This is a genomic window from Frigoribacterium sp. UYMn621 (assembly GCF_040549525.1).
Taxonomy (GTDB): Bacteria; Actinomycetota; Actinomycetes; order Actinomycetales; family Microbacteriaceae; genus Lacisediminihabitans.
Map to the genome: position 1 here is coordinate 1 of NZ_JBEPTM010000014.1, position 18,665 is coordinate 18,665.

General features: G+C 66.3%; 20 protein-coding genes and 1 pseudogene. 12 read left to right on the forward strand and 9 right to left on the reverse strand.

Annotated features, from left to right (window positions below; translation table 11 throughout):
* Nucleotides 1-95 precede the first annotated feature (95 nt).
* Nucleotides 96-617, forward strand: a complete 522-nt coding sequence (locus ABIB54_RS15760; RefSeq protein ID WP_354576471.1) for a hypothetical protein — start codon at nt 96-98, stop codon at nt 615-617.
* A gap of 3 nt (nt 618-620) precedes the next feature.
* Here ABIB54_RS15760 and ABIB54_RS15765 read toward each other — a convergent pair whose 3' ends face one another.
* Complete coding sequence (locus tag ABIB54_RS15765) at nt 621-3,002, reverse strand: ATP-binding cassette domain-containing protein (RefSeq protein WP_354576472.1); 2,382 nt, start codon at nt 3,000-3,002, stop codon at nt 621-623.
* 135 nt (nt 3,003-3,137) lie between these two features.
* Here ABIB54_RS15765 and ABIB54_RS15770 point away from each other — a divergent pair.
* Nucleotides 3,138-4,117 (forward strand): annotated as a pseudogene (locus tag ABIB54_RS15770) (squalene cyclase).
* 42 nt (nt 4,118-4,159) lie between these two features.
* Here ABIB54_RS15770 and ABIB54_RS15775 read toward each other — a convergent pair.
* Complete coding sequence (locus ABIB54_RS15775) at nt 4,160-4,522, reverse strand: DUF2200 domain-containing protein (RefSeq protein ID WP_354576473.1); 363 nt, start codon at nt 4,520-4,522, stop codon at nt 4,160-4,162.
* A gap of 10 nt (nt 4,523-4,532) precedes the next feature.
* The gene (locus ABIB54_RS15780; RefSeq protein WP_354576474.1) at nt 4,533-5,063 is read right to left on the reverse strand and encodes a winged helix-turn-helix transcriptional regulator; all 531 of its coding nucleotides are present in this window, start codon (nt 5,061-5,063) and stop codon (nt 4,533-4,535) included.
* A gap of 519 nt (nt 5,064-5,582) precedes the next feature.
* Between ABIB54_RS15780 and ABIB54_RS15785 the strand changes: the two genes are divergently transcribed.
* The 6 genes from ABIB54_RS15785 (at nt 5,583) to ABIB54_RS15810 (ending at nt 9,377) form a co-directional block, all read left to right on the forward strand.
* Nucleotides 5,583-5,732 (forward strand): dihydrofolate reductase family protein, encoded by a 150-nt coding sequence (locus ABIB54_RS15785; protein WP_354576475.1) that lies wholly within the window; start codon nt 5,583-5,585, stop codon nt 5,730-5,732.
* 6 nt (nt 5,733-5,738) lie between these two features.
* Nucleotides 5,739-6,599 carry an MBL fold metallo-hydrolase gene (locus tag ABIB54_RS15790; protein ID WP_354576476.1) on the forward strand — a complete coding sequence of 287 codons (861 nt, stop codon included), beginning with the start codon at nt 5,739-5,741 and terminating at the stop codon, nt 6,597-6,599.
* A gap of 75 nt (nt 6,600-6,674) precedes the next feature.
* Nucleotides 6,675-7,016: an ArsR/SmtB family transcription factor gene (locus tag ABIB54_RS15795; RefSeq protein WP_354576477.1), complete on the forward strand. Its 342-nt coding sequence runs from the start codon at nt 6,675-6,677 to the stop codon at nt 7,014-7,016.
* Nucleotides 7,017-7,027: 11 nt separating this feature from the next.
* Nucleotides 7,028-8,011 (forward strand): SRPBCC family protein, encoded by a 984-nt coding sequence (locus ABIB54_RS15800; protein ID WP_354576478.1) that lies wholly within the window; start codon nt 7,028-7,030, stop codon nt 8,009-8,011.
* A 320-nt stretch (nt 8,012-8,331) separates the two neighbouring features.
* The gene (locus ABIB54_RS15805) at nt 8,332-8,877 is read left to right on the forward strand and encodes a CPBP family intramembrane glutamic endopeptidase (protein ID WP_354576480.1); all 546 of its coding nucleotides are present in this window, start codon (nt 8,332-8,334) and stop codon (nt 8,875-8,877) included.
* A gap of 359 nt (nt 8,878-9,236) precedes the next feature.
* On the forward strand, nt 9,237-9,377 hold the full coding sequence (locus ABIB54_RS15810; protein WP_354576481.1) for a hypothetical protein: 141 nt from the start codon (nt 9,237-9,239) through the stop codon (nt 9,375-9,377).
* A 39-nt stretch (nt 9,378-9,416) separates the two neighbouring features.
* Here ABIB54_RS15810 and ABIB54_RS15815 read toward each other — a convergent pair whose 3' ends face one another.
* Genes ABIB54_RS15815 through ABIB54_RS15830 form a run of 4 tightly spaced genes read right to left on the reverse strand, consistent with a single transcriptional unit; the run spans nt 9,417 to nt 13,183 of the window.
* Nucleotides 9,417-9,899, reverse strand: a complete 483-nt coding sequence (locus ABIB54_RS15815) for a heme-degrading domain-containing protein (protein ID WP_354576482.1) — start codon at nt 9,897-9,899, stop codon at nt 9,417-9,419.
* Nucleotides 9,900-9,909: 10 nt separating this feature from the next.
* Entirely contained in the window at nt 9,910-10,362 is a 453-nt protein-coding gene (locus ABIB54_RS15820; RefSeq protein WP_354576483.1) for an NUDIX hydrolase, read from the reverse strand.
* A complete protein-coding gene (locus ABIB54_RS15825) occupies nt 10,363-12,372 on the reverse strand; it encodes a S9 family peptidase (protein WP_354576484.1) in 2,010 nt (669 codons plus the stop codon).
* Between the two features lie 46 nt (nt 12,373-12,418).
* Nucleotides 12,419-13,183, reverse strand: a complete 765-nt coding sequence (locus ABIB54_RS15830) for an SDR family oxidoreductase (RefSeq protein WP_354576485.1) — start codon at nt 13,181-13,183, stop codon at nt 12,419-12,421.
* 128 nt (nt 13,184-13,311) lie between these two features.
* Between ABIB54_RS15830 and ABIB54_RS15835 the strand changes: the two genes are divergently transcribed.
* From ABIB54_RS15835 to ABIB54_RS15850, 4 genes are all read left to right on the forward strand, one after another.
* Complete coding sequence (locus ABIB54_RS15835) at nt 13,312-13,788, forward strand: NfeD family protein (RefSeq protein WP_354576486.1); 477 nt, start codon at nt 13,312-13,314, stop codon at nt 13,786-13,788.
* On the forward strand, nt 13,785-14,807 hold the full coding sequence (locus ABIB54_RS15840; RefSeq protein WP_354576487.1) for an SPFH domain-containing protein: 1,023 nt from the start codon (nt 13,785-13,787) through the stop codon (nt 14,805-14,807). The genes ABIB54_RS15835 and ABIB54_RS15840 overlap by 4 nt, the downstream gene beginning before the upstream one ends.
* A 154-nt stretch (nt 14,808-14,961) precedes the next feature.
* Nucleotides 14,962-15,750, forward strand: a complete 789-nt coding sequence (locus ABIB54_RS15845) for a glycerophosphodiester phosphodiesterase family protein (protein ID WP_354576488.1) — start codon at nt 14,962-14,964, stop codon at nt 15,748-15,750.
* A 166-nt stretch (nt 15,751-15,916) separates the two neighbouring features.
* Nucleotides 15,917-16,282: an RNA polymerase-binding protein RbpA gene (locus ABIB54_RS15850; RefSeq protein WP_354576489.1), complete on the forward strand. Its 366-nt coding sequence runs from the start codon at nt 15,917-15,919 to the stop codon at nt 16,280-16,282.
* A gap of 47 nt (nt 16,283-16,329) precedes the next feature.
* Here the strand turns inward: ABIB54_RS15850 and ABIB54_RS15855 are convergent, their stop codons facing one another.
* A complete protein-coding gene (locus tag ABIB54_RS15855; RefSeq protein WP_354576490.1) occupies nt 16,330-17,073 on the reverse strand; it encodes a polyprenol monophosphomannose synthase in 744 nt (247 codons plus the stop codon).
* A complete protein-coding gene (gene lnt, locus ABIB54_RS15860) occupies nt 17,066-18,649 on the reverse strand; it encodes an apolipoprotein N-acyltransferase (RefSeq protein WP_354576491.1) in 1,584 nt (527 codons plus the stop codon). Before lnt ends, ABIB54_RS15855 begins: the two co-directional genes overlap by 8 nt.
* Nucleotides 18,650-18,665: the final 16 nt, after the last annotated feature.

Here is an 18,665-nt window from a genome sequence, read left to right on the forward strand (position 1 = left end):
ACTCGAGTGGGTAGGGCTTGGGCATGGTGACATCCTTCCAGCGGAGACGAATCTCCACAGGTCAGGAGTCAACCAAACCGGGGGCAGTCCCCAACGTGTCCGGGTTGAACCCGAGCTACACCGGTGCCGCGGGTGTCGGCGTGCGGATCGTGCCGACCAACTCGCTCTCGACGGTGCGAGTCAGTGCCGACGTCGATCTGGTCGCCGAGAGCCGCTGGTGGTATCTCGTCGGTTCGTCCGCCGGTTTCTCGAACTTCTCCTACCGCGGCACCGTCCACATCGCGGGCTGGGAAATCAGCCCGGTGACCGGGCAATGGGAGCTGCTGAGACCGTTCGGTTCTCGGGTGCTCGTCGACTATCGCGAGAGCGGACAAGGAGGAACCGCGATACGTAGCGACCGCCACGCCTTCGACGATCTCTCCGTGCGACTGCAAGTTCAGGGCGGGCACACCTACGGTATCGGGGTCTCGTTCGAGGTGGAGGTCGGATTCGACTGCCATGACCGCAATGGCAAGCCGTATCAGAAGCAGCCCGGCGACGACATCAAGCTCTGGGCATCGATGACGGGCGAGGTATCGAGCATCAGCGTCTCCACCGAGACGGTGTGGATCCCCTGACGGCTAGCGCTCCACGTAGGCCGCGAGGTGCTTGCCGGTGAGGGTGGATCGTGCACCGACTAGTGCTGCCGGAGTGCCCTCGAACACGACGTGCCCACCATCATGGCCGGCCCCCGGACCGAGATCGATGATCCAGTCGGCGTGGGCCATGACCGCCTGATGGTGCTCGACGACGATCACCGATTTGCCCGAATCCACCAGGCGGTCAAGAAGGAAGAGCAGCTGCTCGACATCGGCGAGGTGCAGACCGGTGGTCGGCTCGTCGAGCACGTAGACGTCGCCCTTCTCGGCCATGTGGATGGCGAGCTTGAGCCGTTGCCGTTCGCCACCGGACAGAGTGGTGAGCGGCTGGCCGAGGCTGAGATATCCCAGCCCCACGTCGACGAGGCGATGAAGGATGGCGTGCGCCGCGGGTGTTCGAGCCTCACCGCCGGCGAAGAACTCTTCGGCCTCGGCCACAGACATCGCGAGCACCTGGCTGATGTCGCGCCCGCCGAGGTGGTAGTCCAGCACGGAAGCCTGGAACCGTTTGCCCTCGCACACCTCGCAGGTGGAGGCGACGCTCGCCATCATCCCGAGATCGGTGAAGATGACGCCGGCGCCGTTGCACTGGGGGCACGCGCCCTCCGAATTTGCACTGAATAGCGCGGGCTTGACCCCGTTGGCCTTTGCGAAGGCGCTGCGGATCGGGTCGAGCAGCCCGGTGTAGGTCGCCGGATTGCTGCGACGGGAGCCCTTGATCGCGCCCTGGTCGATGGACACCACTCCATCCCGCACGGGAAGTGAGCCGTGAACGAGTGAGCTCTTGCCCGAGCCGGCCACCCCGGTGATGACCACGAGCACGCCGAGCGGAATGTCGACGTCGACATTCTGGAGGTTGTGTGCCGTCGCGCCGCGAACCTGCAGTGAACCCGACGGCGACCTCACCTCTCGTTTGAGGGAGCGCCGGTCGTCGAGATGCCGGCCGGTCAGAGTATCGCTCGATCTGAGTGCCTCGACGGAGCCTTCGAAGCAGATGAGTCCGCCCGCGCTTCCCGCACCGGGACCGAGATCGACCACATGGTCGGCGATCGCAATCGTCTCCGGCTTGTGCTCGACGACCAACACGGTGTTGCCCTTGTCTCGCAGCTGGAGCAGCAGGGCATTCATGTGCTCGATGTCGTGGGGATGCAGGCCGATCGTCGGTTCATCGAAGACATCGGTGACGTCGGTGAGCGAGGACCCGAGGTGCCGGATCATCTTCGTGCGCTGGGCTTCGCCGCCGGAGAGCGAGCCGGCCGGTCGATCGAGAGAGAGGTAGCCGAGGCCGATCGACACGAAGGAGTCGAGAGTCTGGGTGAGTGCGGCCAGCAGGGGCGCGACGGTCGGATCCCGAATGCCCCGCACCCATTCGGCGAGGTCGCTGATCTGCATGGCGCACGCCTCGGCGATGTTGAGGCCGGCGACCCGCGAGGAACGGGCGCCCTCGTTGAGCCGGGTGCCACCGCAGTCGGGACAGGTCGCGAAGGTGACGGCCCGATCCACGAAGGCGCGGATGTGCGGCTGCATGGCCTCGCGGTCCTTGGAGAGGAAGGACTTCTGCACCTTGGGGATGAGTCCCTCGTAGGTCATGTTGATGTCGCCGACCTTTACTTTCGTCGGTTCGTGGTACAGAAAGTCGTCGAGCTCCCTCTTCGAATAGTCGCGGATCGGCTTGTGAGGATCGAGGAACCCGGACCCGGTGAAGATGCGAACGCCCCAGCCATCCGCGGTGTAGCCGGGAATGGTCATCGCGCCCTCGGCGAGGGATTTGGAGTCGTCATAGAGCTGGGTCAGATCGATGTCGCTGACCCGCCCCATGCCCTCACAGCGCGGGCACATGCCTCCCGTGACGGTAAAACTGCGTCTCTCCTTCACGGTGCGGCCGGCCTTGTCCATGGTGACGGCGCCCGATCCGCTCACCGATGGCACGTTGAACGCAAAGGCCTGGGGGGAGCCGAGATGGGGCATCCCGAGGCGGCTGAACACGACTCGCAGCATCGCGTTGGCGTCGGTCGCGGTGCCCACCGTTGAGCGCGAGTTCGCCCCCATTCGTTCCTGGTCGACGATGATCGCGGTGGTCAGACCCTCGAGTCGGTCGACATCCGGCCGCGCCAGAGTCGGCATGAAGCCCTGGAGGAACGCGCTGTAGGTCTCGTTGATCATGCGCTGCGAGTCCGCGGCGATCGTGCCGAAGACCAGGGAGCTCTTGCCTGAACCGGAGACCCCCGTGAACACGGTCAGTCGCCGTTTCGGGATGTCGATGCTGACGTTCTTGAGGTTGTTCACGCGAGCTCCGTGAACTCGAATCAGGTCGTGACTGTCGGCGACGTGCTGTGCCGACGGGTCATCCGCAGTCTCGTTCATCTCGCGGCAAGCATAGGGGCACTGGGTGCACACGGGGTCGTGGAGCCGTCTGGGGCGCCGAACTCGAGGCCGCCCGCCCGGGGAGCGGTTGCGACAGTGAGGGGGCCGCTCCATGATGGAACGGAGCCGCCACCGCTGACCGCTTCGTTGCGCGTGTTTCTCCTCGACACCGATGTCGCATTGCGCTGGCAGGTTGAGCGCGACCTGCTCGAATCACCGCGGGAGGTCTGGGAGTCCACGCGAGACCGCATTGCGACAGAGGGGTTCGGAGCCGAGTTGCTCGCCCATCAGGACCCGGACGGGCAGTGGGCCGGGGGAGCGTTCTTCCCTCAGGGCTTCGATTTCGACTCTCCGGAGGCGGCGGAAGCCGCGGGGCAGCCGTGGACGGCGACGACCTGGTCCCTCAATGCGCTGCGGGACTGGGGCTGGATGCCGCTGTCCTCGAGGGCACGGCTTCCGCACTCGCGGCTCACAGCCGATGGGAATACAACGACCGACCGTACTGGGAGGGAGAAGTGGACTGCTGTATCAACGCCTCGACCCTCGCGAACGGCGCCTGGCTCGGTGCGGAAGTCTCCGCCATCGCGGAGTGGTTTCCGGAGCACCACATGGCAGATGGGGGATGGAACTGCGAATGGGTGGAAGGCTCGACCCGGTCGTCATTCGACTCAACGCTGAACAGTCTGAAGGGCATCCTCTACTACGAGACGGTGACCGGGAGGACTGGCAGACTGACCGCGGCCCGGCACAGGGGAGAGGAATACCTGCTGCGGCGCAGGCTGCTGTATTCGCTCTCCCGCGGGGAGATCCTCGGGCCTCGGACGACGCGGCTCGCCTATCCGTTTCGTTCCTTCTACAGCGCCCTCAATGCCGTGGACTACTTTCGTTCGGCCTCGCTGTTCGACGGCACCGCTCCGGACCTCCGCGTCGCCGACGCCATCGAATCGGTGCGGGACGCCCGCCAGCCGGACGGCACCTGGCTTCAACAGCGCAGGCACCCCGGGAGGGTGTGGTTCGACGTCGACGTCGACGAGCCGTCACCCTGGCTCACGTTCTTCGCCACCCGGGTGCTGTCCTGGTGGGATGAGGCGTCGGGTCCCGAGCGGCGGGCCTGAGCGCCGGGTCGGACCGGATCGGTTCGATGCTGTGCTCGCGCGTCAGGACCGCAGGATCTTCGCCAGCGGCCTTCCGTTGGCCAATTCGTCGACCAGTTTGTCGAGGTAGCGCACCTTCCGCATCACGGGATCCTCGACCTCTTCGACGCGAACACCGCAGACGACTCCGGTGATCAGCGGGGCATTCGCATTGAGGTGGGCATCGGCGAAGAAGTCTTCATACGACGTGCCGGCGAGGATGTGCCTGTCGACGTCGTCGTCGTCGAAACCGGTCAACCACGTGATGATCTCGTTGAGTTCGGCCGTCGTTCGACCCTTTCGCTCGACCTTTTTCACGTAGAGCGGGTACACGGTGGCGAAGGGCATGGCGTGGACGCGGCGGAGGGTCGCATCATCCGTCTTCATGGGCGCCATTCTAGTGACGCTCCTGCCGGGTCTGGGCCTGTTGCTCACTCCCGTTTTGACTCGCTGTGGACGCGGCGAAGGCGGCATCGAGGCGCTCGAGCGGGCTCGGGCCGACGGTCGGTTCCGCCGGGGCATCGAGGTGACGGGTGCGCAATTCGTCCATCAGTTCGTCGATGAACGCCGGACCTCCCTCTCTCATGACCCGTTGCCGAACTCGCAGTTCTTCGCTGCCGGCCTGCCAATCGAGCCCCCAGTTGCCCAGGGCAAAGATCACGGGGAGCGTCTGGATGCCGGCTTCCGTGAGGCTGTAGCGGGCGCGCTGGCCCCGCGCGGCCGTGCCGCGGGTGAGGATCCCTGCCTCCACGAGCCGCACGAGCCGGTCGGCGAGGATGTTCGACGCGATGCCTTCGAGCGATCCGGTGAGCAGCGCCCGGAAGTGACGGCGGTCTCCGAAGATCACGTCGCGCAGTACCAGCAGCGACCAGCGATCGCCGAGAACCTCGACGGCGGCGTTGATCGGGCATCCGGAGCGCGGTTCCACGATTCCTCCCCACAAGAGATTGCTTGACAGTCGCGTCGTTCTCAATATAGTGGTTGCAGAACGCAACCACTATTCTGAGGAGACGCTGGTGGGCCGCTTCGTATATTGGATGAACGTGTCCCTCGATCTGCGGATCGAGCAGGTTCCGGGCGACGACGGTGCGGGGGAGTGGCTGCGCATTGGCGAAGAACTGCACCGCGAGTTCAATGCGCGGGCGCGGGAGCTCGCCGTGATGGTGCAGGGTCGGGTCATATTCGAGACCATGGAGGAGTATTGGCCACGCGCCCGCACTGATGACACGCTGCCGGACTTCCTTCGGGAGTACGGCGAGATCTGGACGGACGCCGCAAAGGTCCTCGTCTCCCGAACCCGTCGTCATGCTGACTTCAACACCCGGGTCATCGGGGGAGACCACGCGATCGAGCAACTCGCCGTTCTTCGGGCGGAGACAGAGGGTGCCATCGGTGTGGGGGCGCCACTCTCGCCACACAATTACTGCGGGCGGGGCTTCTGGACGAGTTGCTGCTCTTCACTCATCCCGCGATCCTCGGCTTCGGCAGGCCCCTGTTCGACGACTACGACCGTCCGATCGAGCTCGATCTGCTCGAGCAGCGCTCGTTCGAACAGGGGGTAACGATGCACCGCTACTCGATCCGGTACGAAGGTTAGACGGCCGTGCTGACCCGGATTGCGGAGGCCGTCTTGGTGCACGAGAGCGGGTTCTGCCAGAGCAACACGGTCGTCGTTCAGGGTGCGGCAGGCGTGCTGGTCATCGACGCGGGGGTATTCGAGGGCGAACTGCTCTGCCTCGCCGACGACCTGTCTGAGCTGGACCAGGTCGTCGTGGCGGGTTTTTCGACGCATCCGCACTGGGATCACCTGCTCTGGCATTCCGCGCTCGGCACGGCCACCCGCTACGGCACCGCTGGCTGTGCAGCCACGGCCGAGGATCGGCTTTCTGGCGGGGTGCAAGCAGTGGCTCAGGCCGCCGGCATCCCCGAGCACGTGCCGCTGGAACTGCTCGGCAACATCACGGGACTGCCAGCCGACGCGATGCAGATTCCCTGGGACGGCCCCGAGGTGCGGATCATCGAACACCGCGCTCATGCGCCGGGCCACGCCGCGCTCGTGATCGACGAATCCGGAGTGCTGATCGCCGGTGACATGCTCTCCGATGTGCTGATTCCGATGCTCGACCTGACCGGCCCCGCCGACCCGATCGGGGGCTACCTGACTGCACTGAGCCTGATCGAAGCCGAAGCTCGTGATGCGCTTGTCATCGTTCCGGGTCACGGATCGGTCGGTGGGGGCGAGCAGATTCGCGCTCGAATCGATCGCGACCGGGCCTACCTTCGGGCACTGCGCGACGGGCAAGAGCCCGCTGACCCGCGGGTCGGCCCGTCGGCTCAGCCCGGATGGGAATGGGTGAGCGACGTGCACCGCGGGCAGCTGCACCGCCTCGCCCAACATGGCCTCGCCTCGCGTGGCCTCGCCTGGCGTGGCCTCGACCTGGCGTGGCCCCGGCTTGAGCGGTAGGGACGCTACCAGAAGGCCGCCGGCGCCGACACGGACTCTTGCGCCAGTCGATAAGGCGATGTAATCTACAACCAAATGGTTGTACAACAGGAACTCAGCGACGACGCGGTGAACCGGATCTTCCGGGCACTCGCCGATGCGACGCGGCGCGACATCGTGCGCCGCACCCTGGTCGAGGAAGTCTCGGTCTCGCAGCTCGCTGACGCGTACGCCATGTCGTTCGCGGCCGTGCAGAAGCACGTCGCCGTTCTGGAGGAGGCGGAGCTCGTGACGAAGCAACGGCGAGGCCGAGAGCGGATGGTGCGGGGCGACCTCGCGCGTATCCGTCAGGCACAGCGCCTCCTCGACCAGTTCGAGCAACTCTGGCGCTCGCGGATCGACCAGCTCGACGCCCTGCTCGACGAAGACAATCACTAGAAAGGCGAATCATGCCCGTCTCCTCCGTCGAGAAGGATCTCGACCAGCTCACCATTACCGTCATCGCGGACTTCACGGCGCCGATCACCCGGCTCTGGGATGCGTACATGGATCCGCGCCGGCTCGAGCGCTTCTGGGGCCCGCCCACCTACCCCGCGACCTTCTTCCGTCACGACGTCGCCGTCGGAGGGCGCAGTGTGTACCGGATGACCGGCCCCGAGGGCGACGAGCACTGGGGCTGCTGGGAGTGGACGCAGGTGGATGCCCTCCGCTCGTTCGAGGTCGTCGACTGGTTCGCGCACGAATCGGGCGCCCCGAACACGGACCTGCCGGCCACTTACGCGAGTTTCACGTTCGAGCAGACGGCGACCGGATCACGGCTCACCACCGTCTCCCGAGTCGACTCCCTCGAGCAGCTCGAGCTGCTCCTCTCGATGGGGGTGCTCGAAGGCACGCGCGAGGCGATGTCCCAGATCGAGGCCGTGCTCGCCGACCTCGCCGAGTTCGCGGCCAGCCGTGGCGCGGAGGCACAGATCCTCAGCGACACGCAGGTGCGGGTGGCCCGCGTCATCCGGGGCACCATCGATCAGGTCTGGCATGCCCACAATGACGCCGACCTCATGAAGCGGTGGCTGCTCGGCCCCGACGGATGGACGATGCCGGTGTGCGAGATCGCGGCGAACGTCGGCGACAGCTACCGATACGTGTGGGAACCCGCCGGTGGTGGCGAGGGTTTCGGCTTCACCGGCGAGTTGCTCGGGAGCGAGCCGCCACACCGCGCGGTCACCACCGAGGCGATGATCGGGAGGGAGCTCCCGGCCACGCTCAACGAGCTGACCCTCACCCCCGTGCAGGGCGGCACGCTGCTCTCGCTCGTCATCACCTACGCGAACGCCGAGATGCGGGATGCGGTGCTCGCCACAGGAATGACCGATGGCATGGAGACGAGCTACGCGCGGCTCGAGGGGTTGTTGGAGGCGAGCGTCAGCGCCTAACCGGCAACGTCACTCTGGAGCTGCGGCGCATGTCCGTGCGGGCGCACCGGTAGTCGCTCAGCGCGCGGGGAGGCTGCGCGTTGGCTGCGTCGAGCGGCGGTGGATGCCGCCCTGTTTCCTGTCCTGAAGACCGAGGCGTCCACGGCGATGAAATCCGCAGTCCCCGGTCGGGCGTCCCGGGGTCCCGGTGTCCGCATGCGTCGGCGCAGGGAATGTAACGGCTCGCGGAGTCGAGACAGATGTTCCTATGCACCGCGTGGGTACAGGACCTAGTTTCTTACTTATCGTGAATACGCCACGCCCCGACATTAGAGGGACCTATGACTGAGTTCATCCTCTATTCCCTACCCTCGGTCATCTATTTCCTGGTGCAGGGACGGCGCAGGAGGCTCGGGCCGCGCGAGGCCGCGAGGCGCCTGGGCCTCACCCTCGGGTCAGGTCGGTCATATGTGTGGGCGTTGGCGCTACTGATCCCTCTCGGTCTGCTTGGCTATGCGGCCATCGCCCTGATTCCCACCGGCGCTCTCTCGACGCCCGGCATGTCCGTGGCCCATGTGACTTCGGTCTTGGTCGCCGTGAATGTCATCCTCCAGACGCTGGGTGAAGAGATTCTCTTCCGTGGCCTCATCGGGGGAGTCCTGCTTCGGCGCCTCGGATTCGGCCGGGGCAACCTGCTCCAGGCGATCATCTTTCTTGCGCCCCACCTGGTGCTTTTGCTGGTGAACGCTCAGCTGTGGCCGATCATCCCTGTGCAGTTCATTACGGGCTGGGTGCTGGGCTGGCTGCGCTACAAGTCGGGAAGCTTTCTCCCCGGTACCCTCGTTCATGCGGTCGCGAATATCGGGTCGGGTCTCATCGCGGTCTGAGATGAGGCAAAGTACCGTCGGGTGGCCGAGCGAAGATTTCGACACCGCGCAGTCGCCCTGAATGTGCGCGTCGGGAGAGTAAGTCTTGGTCAGACAGGCAGTCGGGATCGGGCCTCAGCAGACACGAGCGCGGTCGGTTCGGATCGGGCGTGGGGCGAAGGCCAACCCAGCCCCCATCGGTGCACTCTCCCGGGCGATTCTGCCGACCTCGGGGAAGTGACCCGATCTGGAGCCTGCGGCTGTTCTCGCGAACTTGGCGCGTGCTACTTGACATAATGTGCATTATCAGCGATTGTGGCGGCGCACAGTTCCGGGGCCTCGTGCCCGGACCACGCCGCCCGATCAGCGATACTTGAACCATGTCATCGTTCTTTTCGCTGGTCCTCTATGTCGGCATCGCAATCCTGACCGTGATGGCCGCGCTGGTCGCGGTCTCTGCGATCATCGGGATCGTCGTGGCATTCTCTCCGACGCTGATCCCCGGATTCCTGCAGTCCTAGCCGCGGCCTCCGTTACTTGACATAACGGAGAGGGCGTCGCTACTGCTCGCCGAGGTCGAGCAGACGCTCGATGGCCTCCACCACGAGACGGTGATCCGCCAACTGGGCGAGCCCCGAAACCGTCACGGTGCCGATGAGCCCCGAGTCGCGGATGTTGATGGGGAACGAGCCCCCGTGTGCCGCGTAGAGGAACGTGTCGTTCCATTCCCGCGCTTCGAACGGCGTGCCGGTCGCGCGGTGACGGAGTCCGACGAGGAACGAGCTGTTTCCGAATCGGCGAACCGTGCGCACCTTGCGCTCGATCCACTGGTCGTTGTCGGCGGCAGTGCCGGCCAGCGCGGCGTGGAAGAGCTGCTGGTCGCCGCGGCGGATGTCGATGGTGATCGAATGATCGCGTTCCGTGCCGAGTTCGACCAGGATGCATCCGAGCTCCCAGGCATCCGCGTTGCTGAAACGGGTGAACACCAGTCGCTCTTCCTGCGCCTCGATCTCGGCGATGAGCGCGGCGGTATCTTCGGTCATGGGGAGCCTTTCAGTGGGGCCGCAGCTGGCTGCGGATGAGGTCGAGCAGTTCCGGAGGACGAAACGGCTCGGTCGTGTCGGCGAGTTCGGCCAGTGTCCACCAGCGCGTCTCGAGCACGTCGAACTGCTCCTCCGCGGTCCAATTCTCTCGCGACGGCTCGAATGCCGTGGTGCGCAGCACGTAGTACTCGGCGTGGCCCGTGTCATGGTCTCCGCCGGCGTAATCCGGCACGAAATCCTGCGTCCACACCGGCGCTCCGAGGTCGGGGATGTCGAGCCCCGTCTCTTCGAACAGCTCGCGGCGGGCGCCCTCGGCATGGCTCTCCCCCGGCTCCACTCCCCCGCCGGGAGTGATCCAGCGCGTCTGCTCGGCCGGCACCGATCCGACCGTCAGGTAGAGCAGGATGCGATCCCGCTCATCGAAGAGCAGAATGCGAGAAGTGAGACGATGTCGATTCTGCACTCAGGTCCCCGGGTTCGCCACGGAAGGCAGGTAGCGGGCCCACCACTCGAGCACAGCGTCGAAGCGCTGGAGCCGATGCCGCGGTCTCCCGCTCCTGCTCAGTTCATGGTTCTCACCCGGGAAGATCAGGAGTTCTGTGTCGACGCCGTTGCGCTTCAGCGCGGCGTAGAAGCGTTCTCCCTGGCTGAGGGGGCAACGCAGATCCTCTTCGGAATGGATCACCAGGGTCGGAGTGGTCACCTGCCCGACCAGGGCCTGGGGGCTCTGCTCCCGCATGAGTCGCGGGTCCGTTCCCGTGTATTCGTCGCTGAAGAAGGAGCCGATATCGGAGGTGCCGACGAAGGCCTCCGGGTCGAGGTAGCCCCGCTCCACGATGGCTCCGGCGAAACGGTGATCATTGGCGATCGTCCACGCCGTCAGATAGCCGCCGTAGGAGCCGCCCATTACGCCGACCCGCCCGCCGTCGAGCATCGGGTGACGTGCGAGGGCACCCTCCAAGAAGTCGATCACGTCGGTGAAATCCACAGTTCCCATACGCTGGCGGATAGCGCGACCGTGGGCCTCGCCGTATCCCGCCGAACCTCGGGGGTTGCACATGACGACGGCGTAACCCGCGTCGACATAGACCTGGGCTTCGTCGAAGAAGGACACTCCCCACTGCGTGAAGGGGCCGCCGTGGATCACCAGGAGCACAGGATGCGGCTCCTCCTGGTCGATCGGCGTCAGCACCCAGCCGTGAACCTCGCTTCCGTCACGAGCGGTGACGGAGAGCTCTTCCAGGGGGGTCACGCCGACGTTGCGCAGCGACGCGGAGAAGTCGGTGAGCGGATGCATGCCGCCCGAGGCGACGAGACCGAGCTCACCCATCGACGCGGGCGCCGTGTAGCTGACGACGATCACGTCCTCGACAGCATCGGTGCCGTGCACCTCGAGGTCCCCGGTGACGATCGGCGATACCGTGCGGTCAGAGGAGATGCGAAGCAGGTGCACCCTGCCGCGGTCGAGAGCGTGCACGAGAGCGCCCTCCGCTGTGACGAGGAGTTCGCCGTCGAGGTCGGTGGTGGCGGGATCGGTGAGCAGACGCGCCGACTCCCCCCGAACATCCGAGATCCAGAGCTGCTCGCCGCGGCCGACGAAGTCGACGCCGTTCTCGCCCAGGTCTCCCCCGGTGAACCACAGTTCGCCACCGGGACCGTATTCGACGCTGGAGATGCCGTAACGCCGGTTCGGACCGGTGACCTGGATGGCTGTCGGAACCTCATCCGCCGAGGTCCTGAGGTCGATCGCGAAGATGTCGTTGGCGAGGTCGAGGTCGCGCTCGGCGTGGCGAGCCGACACGACGGCGATCGTCGATCCATCCGGTGAGAACGCGAGAGCCCCGTGGTCGAAGTCACCGTCGGACAGCCGTCTCGGCTCGGGAACGCCGGCGGCGATGTCGGGCTTCGGATTCTGCACCGAGGGAGCGGTCGCGTAGGGCGGTTCGCCATCCACGCGGGGAACCTCGACGAGGAAGACGTGGCGACGTCGATCGCTCGTGTAGCCGAATCCATTCGAGCGGTACTTCAGCGTGGTGATGCGTCGCGGGGGTTCGGCGCTCGGGCCGAGGTTCGTGACCGTGCCATACCGACCCTCTTCCGCCACCGCCGCGGTGAACGCGATGGTGCGGGAGTCCGGCGACCAGCGCCAGGCGCCGATGCCGAGCTTCTGGTCGGTCACCTGGAGGGGCTCGCCGCCTCCAGCGGCCATGATGTGGAGCTGACCGGGGCCCTCTGCTGGCGATCGCACGAAGGCGAGCAGGCTCCCGTCCGGCGAGAAGCGTGGGCTAGAGTCACTGACGCCGCGCGTGATCCGACGCGCTCCGGAGCCGTCGAGCATCACGCTCCACAACTGGCCGACCGCGCGATCCGCGACGAGATCCGGCCGCGAGACGGCGGTGACGGCACGCGTGCCATCCGGATGGATCGTGGGGCGGGAGACACTGGACAGGAGGGGAAGATCTGAAGGTTTCATCACCTCCCATGCTAGCCACCGTTGCGCGCGCGGCTCCGGCTGACGATCAGGCGGTGCCGAAGTCGCTGACGTCCCCGACGAGCCGGGTGTGGTCGGCGGGGATCGGCTCGACCGCGGCGGCGGCGATCTCCGCGGCGAACTCGCTCACGTTGTAGAGACGGCCGGCCGAGTACTTTCGCGAGCTGATCGCCCCCGGATTCGCCCGCTCGAGAAGCGTCGCGGTGATGGTGCCCTCGATCATGTCACCGGACACGACGACGAAACCGATGCCCGCGGCATCCAGGATCGGGATCATCTCGAGAAGGGCGTCCTCGCCGGCGCGCTTGCTGAGCGCCACCGGGAGGTATTCCGGCATCGTGGGGGTCGAATGGATGAAATGGGCCTGGTGACTGGTCACGAAGACCACACGGGACCCCGCCCCCAGCAGCGGGATGGCCGCATTCAGCAGGTGAACCTGGGCGTCACGATTGAGTTGAATGGCGTAGTCCTCCGCCATGCCGGACTCCATGCCTCCGGATGCATTCATCACCAGGATGTCGAGTCCGCCCAACTCGCTCTGGATCGTGTTGAACATGGCGGCGACCGAGGAGGGATCGGTGAGATCCGCGCCGATGGCGACCGCGGATCCGCCGGCTGCGACGATCTTGTCCACGAGCTTGTTCGCCCGCGCCTCCTTGTTGCGGTAGTTGATCACGACGCTCGCGCCGGCTTCGGCGAAGTAGCTGACGGTGTCTGCGCCGATGCCGCGGGAGGAGCCGGTCACGAGGGCACGAAGGCCGTCGAGCGAACCGGGGGCGAGGGGATTTGTCATGGGAAGACTCCTGGGTTCCGAGGGCGGCCGCGGCGCGGAGCCACGGGTGACGACAATATCAAGATCAGGCGGTTTCCCGGGTGCTGGTGGTAGTTTCGAAGCACACGAGCCGCAAGGGGTGCAACGGGATGATCGTCGATTTTGTCACGATGTACGCCTGGATCTTCTGGGTCGGCCTTCTTCTCCTTTTCGTCATCGTCGAGGTGCTCACCGTCGATTTCACCTTCCTCATGCTCGCCGGCGGGTGCGTGGGGGGTCTCGTGGCCGACCTTCTCGGTGCGCCGTTCTGGGCTCAGATCCTCATCGCCGGGATTCTGGCGCTCCTCTTGCTGTTCGTCGCCCGCCCCGCCCTGAAACGCGCGCTCGGCCGCACCTCCGACCAGACGCCGACGAACGTGGCGGCGCTCCTCGGTACCGGCGGAATGGTCACCACGCCTTTCGTGGACGGACAGGGTCACGTGAAGCTCGCGAACGGCGAGACCTGGACGGCCCGCCTTTCGCAGGCCACCACAGATCGACCGGTCGATGCCGGTGAACGCGTCTTCGTGACGGCGATCGAAGGGGCGACCGCGATAGTGGTCCCCGCAGAAGGGACAGCACTGTGACCTCCGACCTGTTCGGCCAGATCATCCTCGTGATCGTGATTATCATCGTCGCGATCTTCGTCTTGACCATCCTCTTCCGGGCGGTGAAGATCATCCCCCAGGCCCGGGCCGGAGTCGTCGAGCGACTCGGCAAGTACCACAAGACGCTGATGCCGGGGCTCAACATCCTGGTGCCGTTCATCGACCGGGTGCGCCCGCTCATCGACATGCGCGAGCAGGTCGTCTCCTTCCCGCCGCAGCCTGTCATCACCGAGGACAACCTGGTGGTGTCGATCGACACCGTCGTCTACTTCCAGGTGACGGATGCCCGCGCCGCGACCTATGAGATCGCCAACTACCTCGGGGCCGTCGAGCAGCTGACGACCACCACCCTTCGTAACGTCGTCGGCAGCCTCAACCTCGAGGAAGCCCTCACCAGCCGCGACAACATCAACGGACAGCTGCGCATCGTGCTCGACGAGGCCACCGGCAAGTGGGGGGTTCGCGTCGGTCGCGTCGAGCTGAAGGCGATCGACCCCCCGCTCTCCATCCAGGACTCGATGGAGAAGCAGATGCGTGCCGAGCGAGACCGCCGCGCGCAGATCCTGACCGCCGAGGGCACGAAGCAGGCAGCCATCCTGCAGGCCGAGGGCTCCCGACAGGCCGCGATCCTCGAGGCCGAGGGCTGGGCGAAGGCCCAGGTGCTGCGGGCCGAGGGTGAGGGGCAGGCCATCACCACGGTGTTCGGCGCCATTCACGCCGGTGACCCCGACTCCAAGCTTCTGGCGTACCAGTACCTGCAGATGCTGCCCAAGATCGCCGAGGGAGATTCCAACAAGCTCTGGATCATCCCCTCGGAGCTCACCGAGGCGATCAAGAGCATCACAGCCGGCTTCGGGGCGAGTCTTGCGGGCATGGCGCCGGGCCAGTCGGCGCCAACGGCTCCGGCAGCAGCGCCTCCCGCAGCAGCGACTCCGGCAGCAGCGCCTCCAACAGCAGCGGTCGTGCCGCCCGCTCCCCCGACCCCTCCCGTCGCATAGCGCCGAGTCGCGCGGGGTGATGCCCAGAGTCGCCGGGGGTTGTGCCCCACATCGTGGCGAGTTGCACCCTTGTGCGGGTTGCGGACGCTAGTACCCCGCAAAACGGTGCAAGTCGTTCGATTCCCGCGCACAACCGAAGTGAAGCGAGGTGCCCGTGGCCGAAAGGCGCGCAACCGAGTTCGGCGAGGGCTTCTTCGTCGGCCCGCTCCCCCGCGTGCTTGCGCACCGTGGATTGGCGACGGATGCTCCGGAGAACACTCTTCTCGCGTTCTTCTCCGCCCTCGCGATCGGTGTCACCCACCTCGAAACCGACGTGCACGCCTCGGCCGACGGTATCGCTGTCATCAGCCATGATCCCGATCTCGCCCGCACCGCCGGCATCGCGGGGCGCGTGGAGGAACTGACATTCGCCGAGCTGCAGGAAGTGGACCTCGGGCACGGCCAGACCTACCCGAGCCTGGAAGAGGCGCTTGTGGCCTTTCCCGAGGCGCGGTTCAACATCGACCTCAAGTCCGATGCCGTCGTCCGCCCGGCGGTGGAAGCCATCCTGTCGGCCAGCGCGACGCATCGGGTGCTGGTCACGTCCTTCGACAATGCGCGGCGGCTGCGCGCGGTTCGCGCCCTGCCGGGGGTCGCGACCTCGGCATCCGCGGTGCCCTTCGCCGGTGCGCTGTTCGCGGTCACGCTCGGCCTCGTGCCGCTTGCTCGCCGCCTGCTGCGCGATGTGCAGGCCGTGCAGGTGCCCGAGCGCGTGCGTGGCATCCGCGTGATCACCGCGCGCACGGTTCGCCTCCTGAAGCGCGCGGGGGTCGAGGTGCAGGTCTGGACCGTGAACGAGCCCGACGACATGCGACGACTGTTGGATCTCGGGGTGGACGGCCTGATCACCGACCGGGCGGATCTCGCCCTGCGACTTCTCAAAGCACGCTCTGGCGCCGTCTGAAAGCACGCACCTGCGACTTCTCACAGCCCTCTCCTTCGCCGTCTGAAAGCATGCTCAGGCGGCAGGGAGTAGACTGTGAGTTTGCTGGGATCGCCGGGTAACGGAAAGGTTACGCCCAGCTTGTGGGTTTATAACTGGTGATTGCATCGCGAGAGAGGACCACACAATGGCGGATCGCAGTTTGCGCGGAATGAGACTCGGATCCCAGAGTCTCCAGAGCGAAGAAGGCGTGACCTTCTCCCCGCGGAAAAAGAGTACGTACCAAGCCGCCGACGGCTCCACCTTCGAGGTGACCTTCTCGTCTGACGCGGATATCCCCACGGTGTGGGAGTCCCCGAAGAGCGGTCAGGAAGGTCGACTTCTCGGCGAAGACGGGGTTCAGGTCGAACCCGAACCCTCCGACGCGAAGATCCCTCGCACCCACTGGGACATGCTCCTTGAGCGCCGCACTCGTGCGGAACTCGAAGAACTGCTCCAGGAACGTCTCGACTTCCTCCGGGCACGCAAGGGACAGCACAAGATCGGCGCCTAGCGTTCGCTCCGAGAGACCTAGCCGGTCGCCGCTCACGCGGTGATCGGCTATTTTTCTTCTGGCGGCAGCTCGCGTTTCGGCGAGCTCGGTCCGAAGACGCCCCAGAGCGTGACCCGCAGCAGCGCCTCGACCACGATGCCGGGATGCATCTTGGATCGGCCCGCCGCCCGCTCGATGAAGACGATCGGATGCTCGACCACGCGCCGCCCCGCACGCTCCAGTCGCCAGGCCAGCTCCACCTGGAAGCAGTACCCCTGGGACGATACCGAGGACAGGTCGAGAGAGCGGAGGGCGTCGGCACGATACACGCGGAATCCCGCGGTGATGTCGTGGATGCCCGAGCGCAGCACCGTGCGCGAGTAGGAGTTGCCCGCGCGCGAGATCACCTGGCGGACCCAGGGCCAGTTGCGCACCGAACCCCCGTGAACCCAGCGGGAGCCGATCACCAGATCTGCGCCGCCGACCGCCAGATCGATCATGGCCGGAAGGGCGGACGGATCGTGGGAGCCGTCCGCATCCATCTCGACGACGAACCGGTAGCCGTGGTCGAGGGCGTGGGCGAAGCCGGCGAGGTAGGCCCGGCCGAGGCCCTGCTTCGCAGCTCGATGGAGCACGGAGATCCCCGGATCGGCGGAGGCAAGTCGATCGGCCAGCCCTCCCGTGCCATCCGGACTCGCGTCGTCCACCACCAGCACGTCGGCCTGGGGCACCGCCTGGCGGATGCGGCCGAGCACGGTCCCCAGGCTCTCGATCTCGTTGTACGTCGGCAGGATGATCAGGGTCTCAGCCACGTCGCCCCCTGGGGTTCTCGGCGCGGCGCCGGCGGGGTGCGAGCAGCAGGCCCACCACGAGGCTGGCAAGGCCGAAGCCGGCGACGATCCACTCGATCTGGCGCCCGGCGAACATGGCGGGGGTCACCGTTGTGCTGAGCGGCACCGTCTCCACCAGGGCCCCCCGCGTGAAGGTCGGCAGGGTGGCGATCTCGCGACCATCGGGGGCGAACATCGCGCTCACCCCCACCGTGGAGTCATTGACGACGCTGCGACCGGTCTCGATCGCGCGCAACCGGGCGATCGCGACCTGTTGCACGCTCTCGTCGGAGTGGCCGAAGTCGGCGTTGTTGGTCGGGGCGATGATGAACTCCGCTCCCCCATCGACCATCTGGTGAATGAGGCCGTCGTCCACGATGTCGAAGCAGATGGCCAGTCCCGCCATCGCCCCGTTGATATCGAAGACGTTCGAGCGCGTGCCGAAGGTGTAATCGCGCGGCACCAGGTCGAACAGGCTCGGGGCGAGCGGGTACCAGAATGAGCGATTCGGCAGGTATTCGGCGAAGGGCACGGGATGGATCTTGTCGTACTGGGCGACCGACCCCTTGCCGTTCTCCCAGAGCAGCAGACTGTTGAAGGTCTGGCCCTTCGCGTTCTCCGTCACGGTGCCGGTGACGAGAGGAGCATTCATCTCTTTCGAGACGAAGTCGAGGGTCTGCGCCGCCTGCTCGTTCCTGAGCGGGTCGATGTCGGAGGCGTTCTCCGGCCAGACGATGACATCCACTTTCTGGCCGAGGATGGGCACTGTGGCCTGCAGGTGGTCGTCCAGGCTGTCACCCGGCTGGATCTGGGCAAAGAGGCCGGAGTTGGAGTTGCCCTGCACCGCGGCGACGCGAATGCTGCCGGACGAGAGCACGGGCCAGGCGGGGAACAGCGCAGCGATCAGAAACGCGGTCGCGGCGATCATCCCCCTGGTGCTCCAGCGCACCCGACCCGTCCGCACCGCCTGGAGCAGCACCGCGGAAAGGAAGGCGATGACGAAGCTCACGCCGGAGATCCCGAGCCACGCCACGAGTGGGGCGAAGGTGCTAGCGGACTGGGAGAACGCGAGCCGGCCCCAGGAGAAGCCGCCGTAGGGCCAGACACTGGTGATCGCCTCCCGCAGCACCCAGAGGCCGGCCAGTACCGCGGGGAGGCCGATCAGCTGCGCGCCGGGACCAGACCACACCCGAGGCACGTGCCGCCAGGCCAGGGCCATGAGCACGCACCCCAGAGCGAAGAAGATCGCCTCGAGCCCCGTGAGCGCAAGCCACGGCACCGGTCCGAGATAGACGGTGAGCCAGAGGATGTGATTGCCGAAGAATGCGAAGCCGCCCACGAATCCCACCAACAGCGCCGACCGCACCCGGCGACCCACGAGGGACCAGAACATCAGGGCCGTGCCGACGAAAATGAGAGGCCACAAGCTGAGGCCGGGAAAGGCCGCCGCGTTGGTGAAGCCGGACAGCGCCGCGACGAGAAGGGCGGCGGTGAGGGGAAGGGGGCGCGACAGCCATCCGGAGGCAGCCCCTCGGCGGGGTGGGAGGCTCGAACGCACCCGTCAAGCCTAAATG

What these genes read in the sequence shown, in the direction of transcription:
- ABIB54_RS15835 (WP_354576486.1), top strand. Translation starts at nt 13,312, where the DNA reads ATGATCGTCGATTTTGTCACGATGTACGCCTGGATCTTCTGGGTCGGC.
- ABIB54_RS15800 (WP_354576478.1), top strand. Translation starts at nt 7,028, where the DNA reads ATGCCCGTCTCCTCCGTCGAGAAGGATCTCGACCAGCTCACCATTACC.
- ABIB54_RS15765 (WP_354576472.1), bottom strand. Translation starts at nt 3,002, where the DNA reads ATGAACGAGACTGCGGATGACCCGTCGGCACAGCACGTCGCCGACAGT.
- ABIB54_RS15775 (WP_354576473.1), bottom strand. Translation starts at nt 4,522, where the DNA reads ATGAAGACGGATGATGCGACCCTCCGCCGCGTCCACGCCATGCCCTTC.
- ABIB54_RS15830 (WP_354576485.1), bottom strand. Translation starts at nt 13,183, where the DNA reads ATGACAAATCCCCTCGCCCCCGGTTCGCTCGACGGCCTTCGTGCCCTC.
- ABIB54_RS15850 (WP_354576489.1), top strand. Translation starts at nt 15,917, where the DNA reads ATGGCGGATCGCAGTTTGCGCGGAATGAGACTCGGATCCCAGAGTCTC.
- ABIB54_RS15815 (WP_354576482.1), bottom strand. Translation starts at nt 9,899, where the DNA reads ATGACCGAAGATACCGCCGCGCTCATCGCCGAGATCGAGGCGCAGGAA.
- ABIB54_RS15825 (WP_354576484.1), bottom strand. Translation starts at nt 12,372, where the DNA reads ATGAAACCTTCAGATCTTCCCCTCCTGTCCAGTGTCTCCCGCCCCACG.
- ABIB54_RS15795 (WP_354576477.1), top strand. Translation starts at nt 6,675, where the DNA reads ATGGTTGTACAACAGGAACTCAGCGACGACGCGGTGAACCGGATCTTC.
- ABIB54_RS15805 (WP_354576480.1), top strand. Translation starts at nt 8,332, where the DNA reads ATGACTGAGTTCATCCTCTATTCCCTACCCTCGGTCATCTATTTCCTG.
- ABIB54_RS15810 (WP_354576481.1), top strand. Translation starts at nt 9,237, where the DNA reads ATGTCATCGTTCTTTTCGCTGGTCCTCTATGTCGGCATCGCAATCCTG.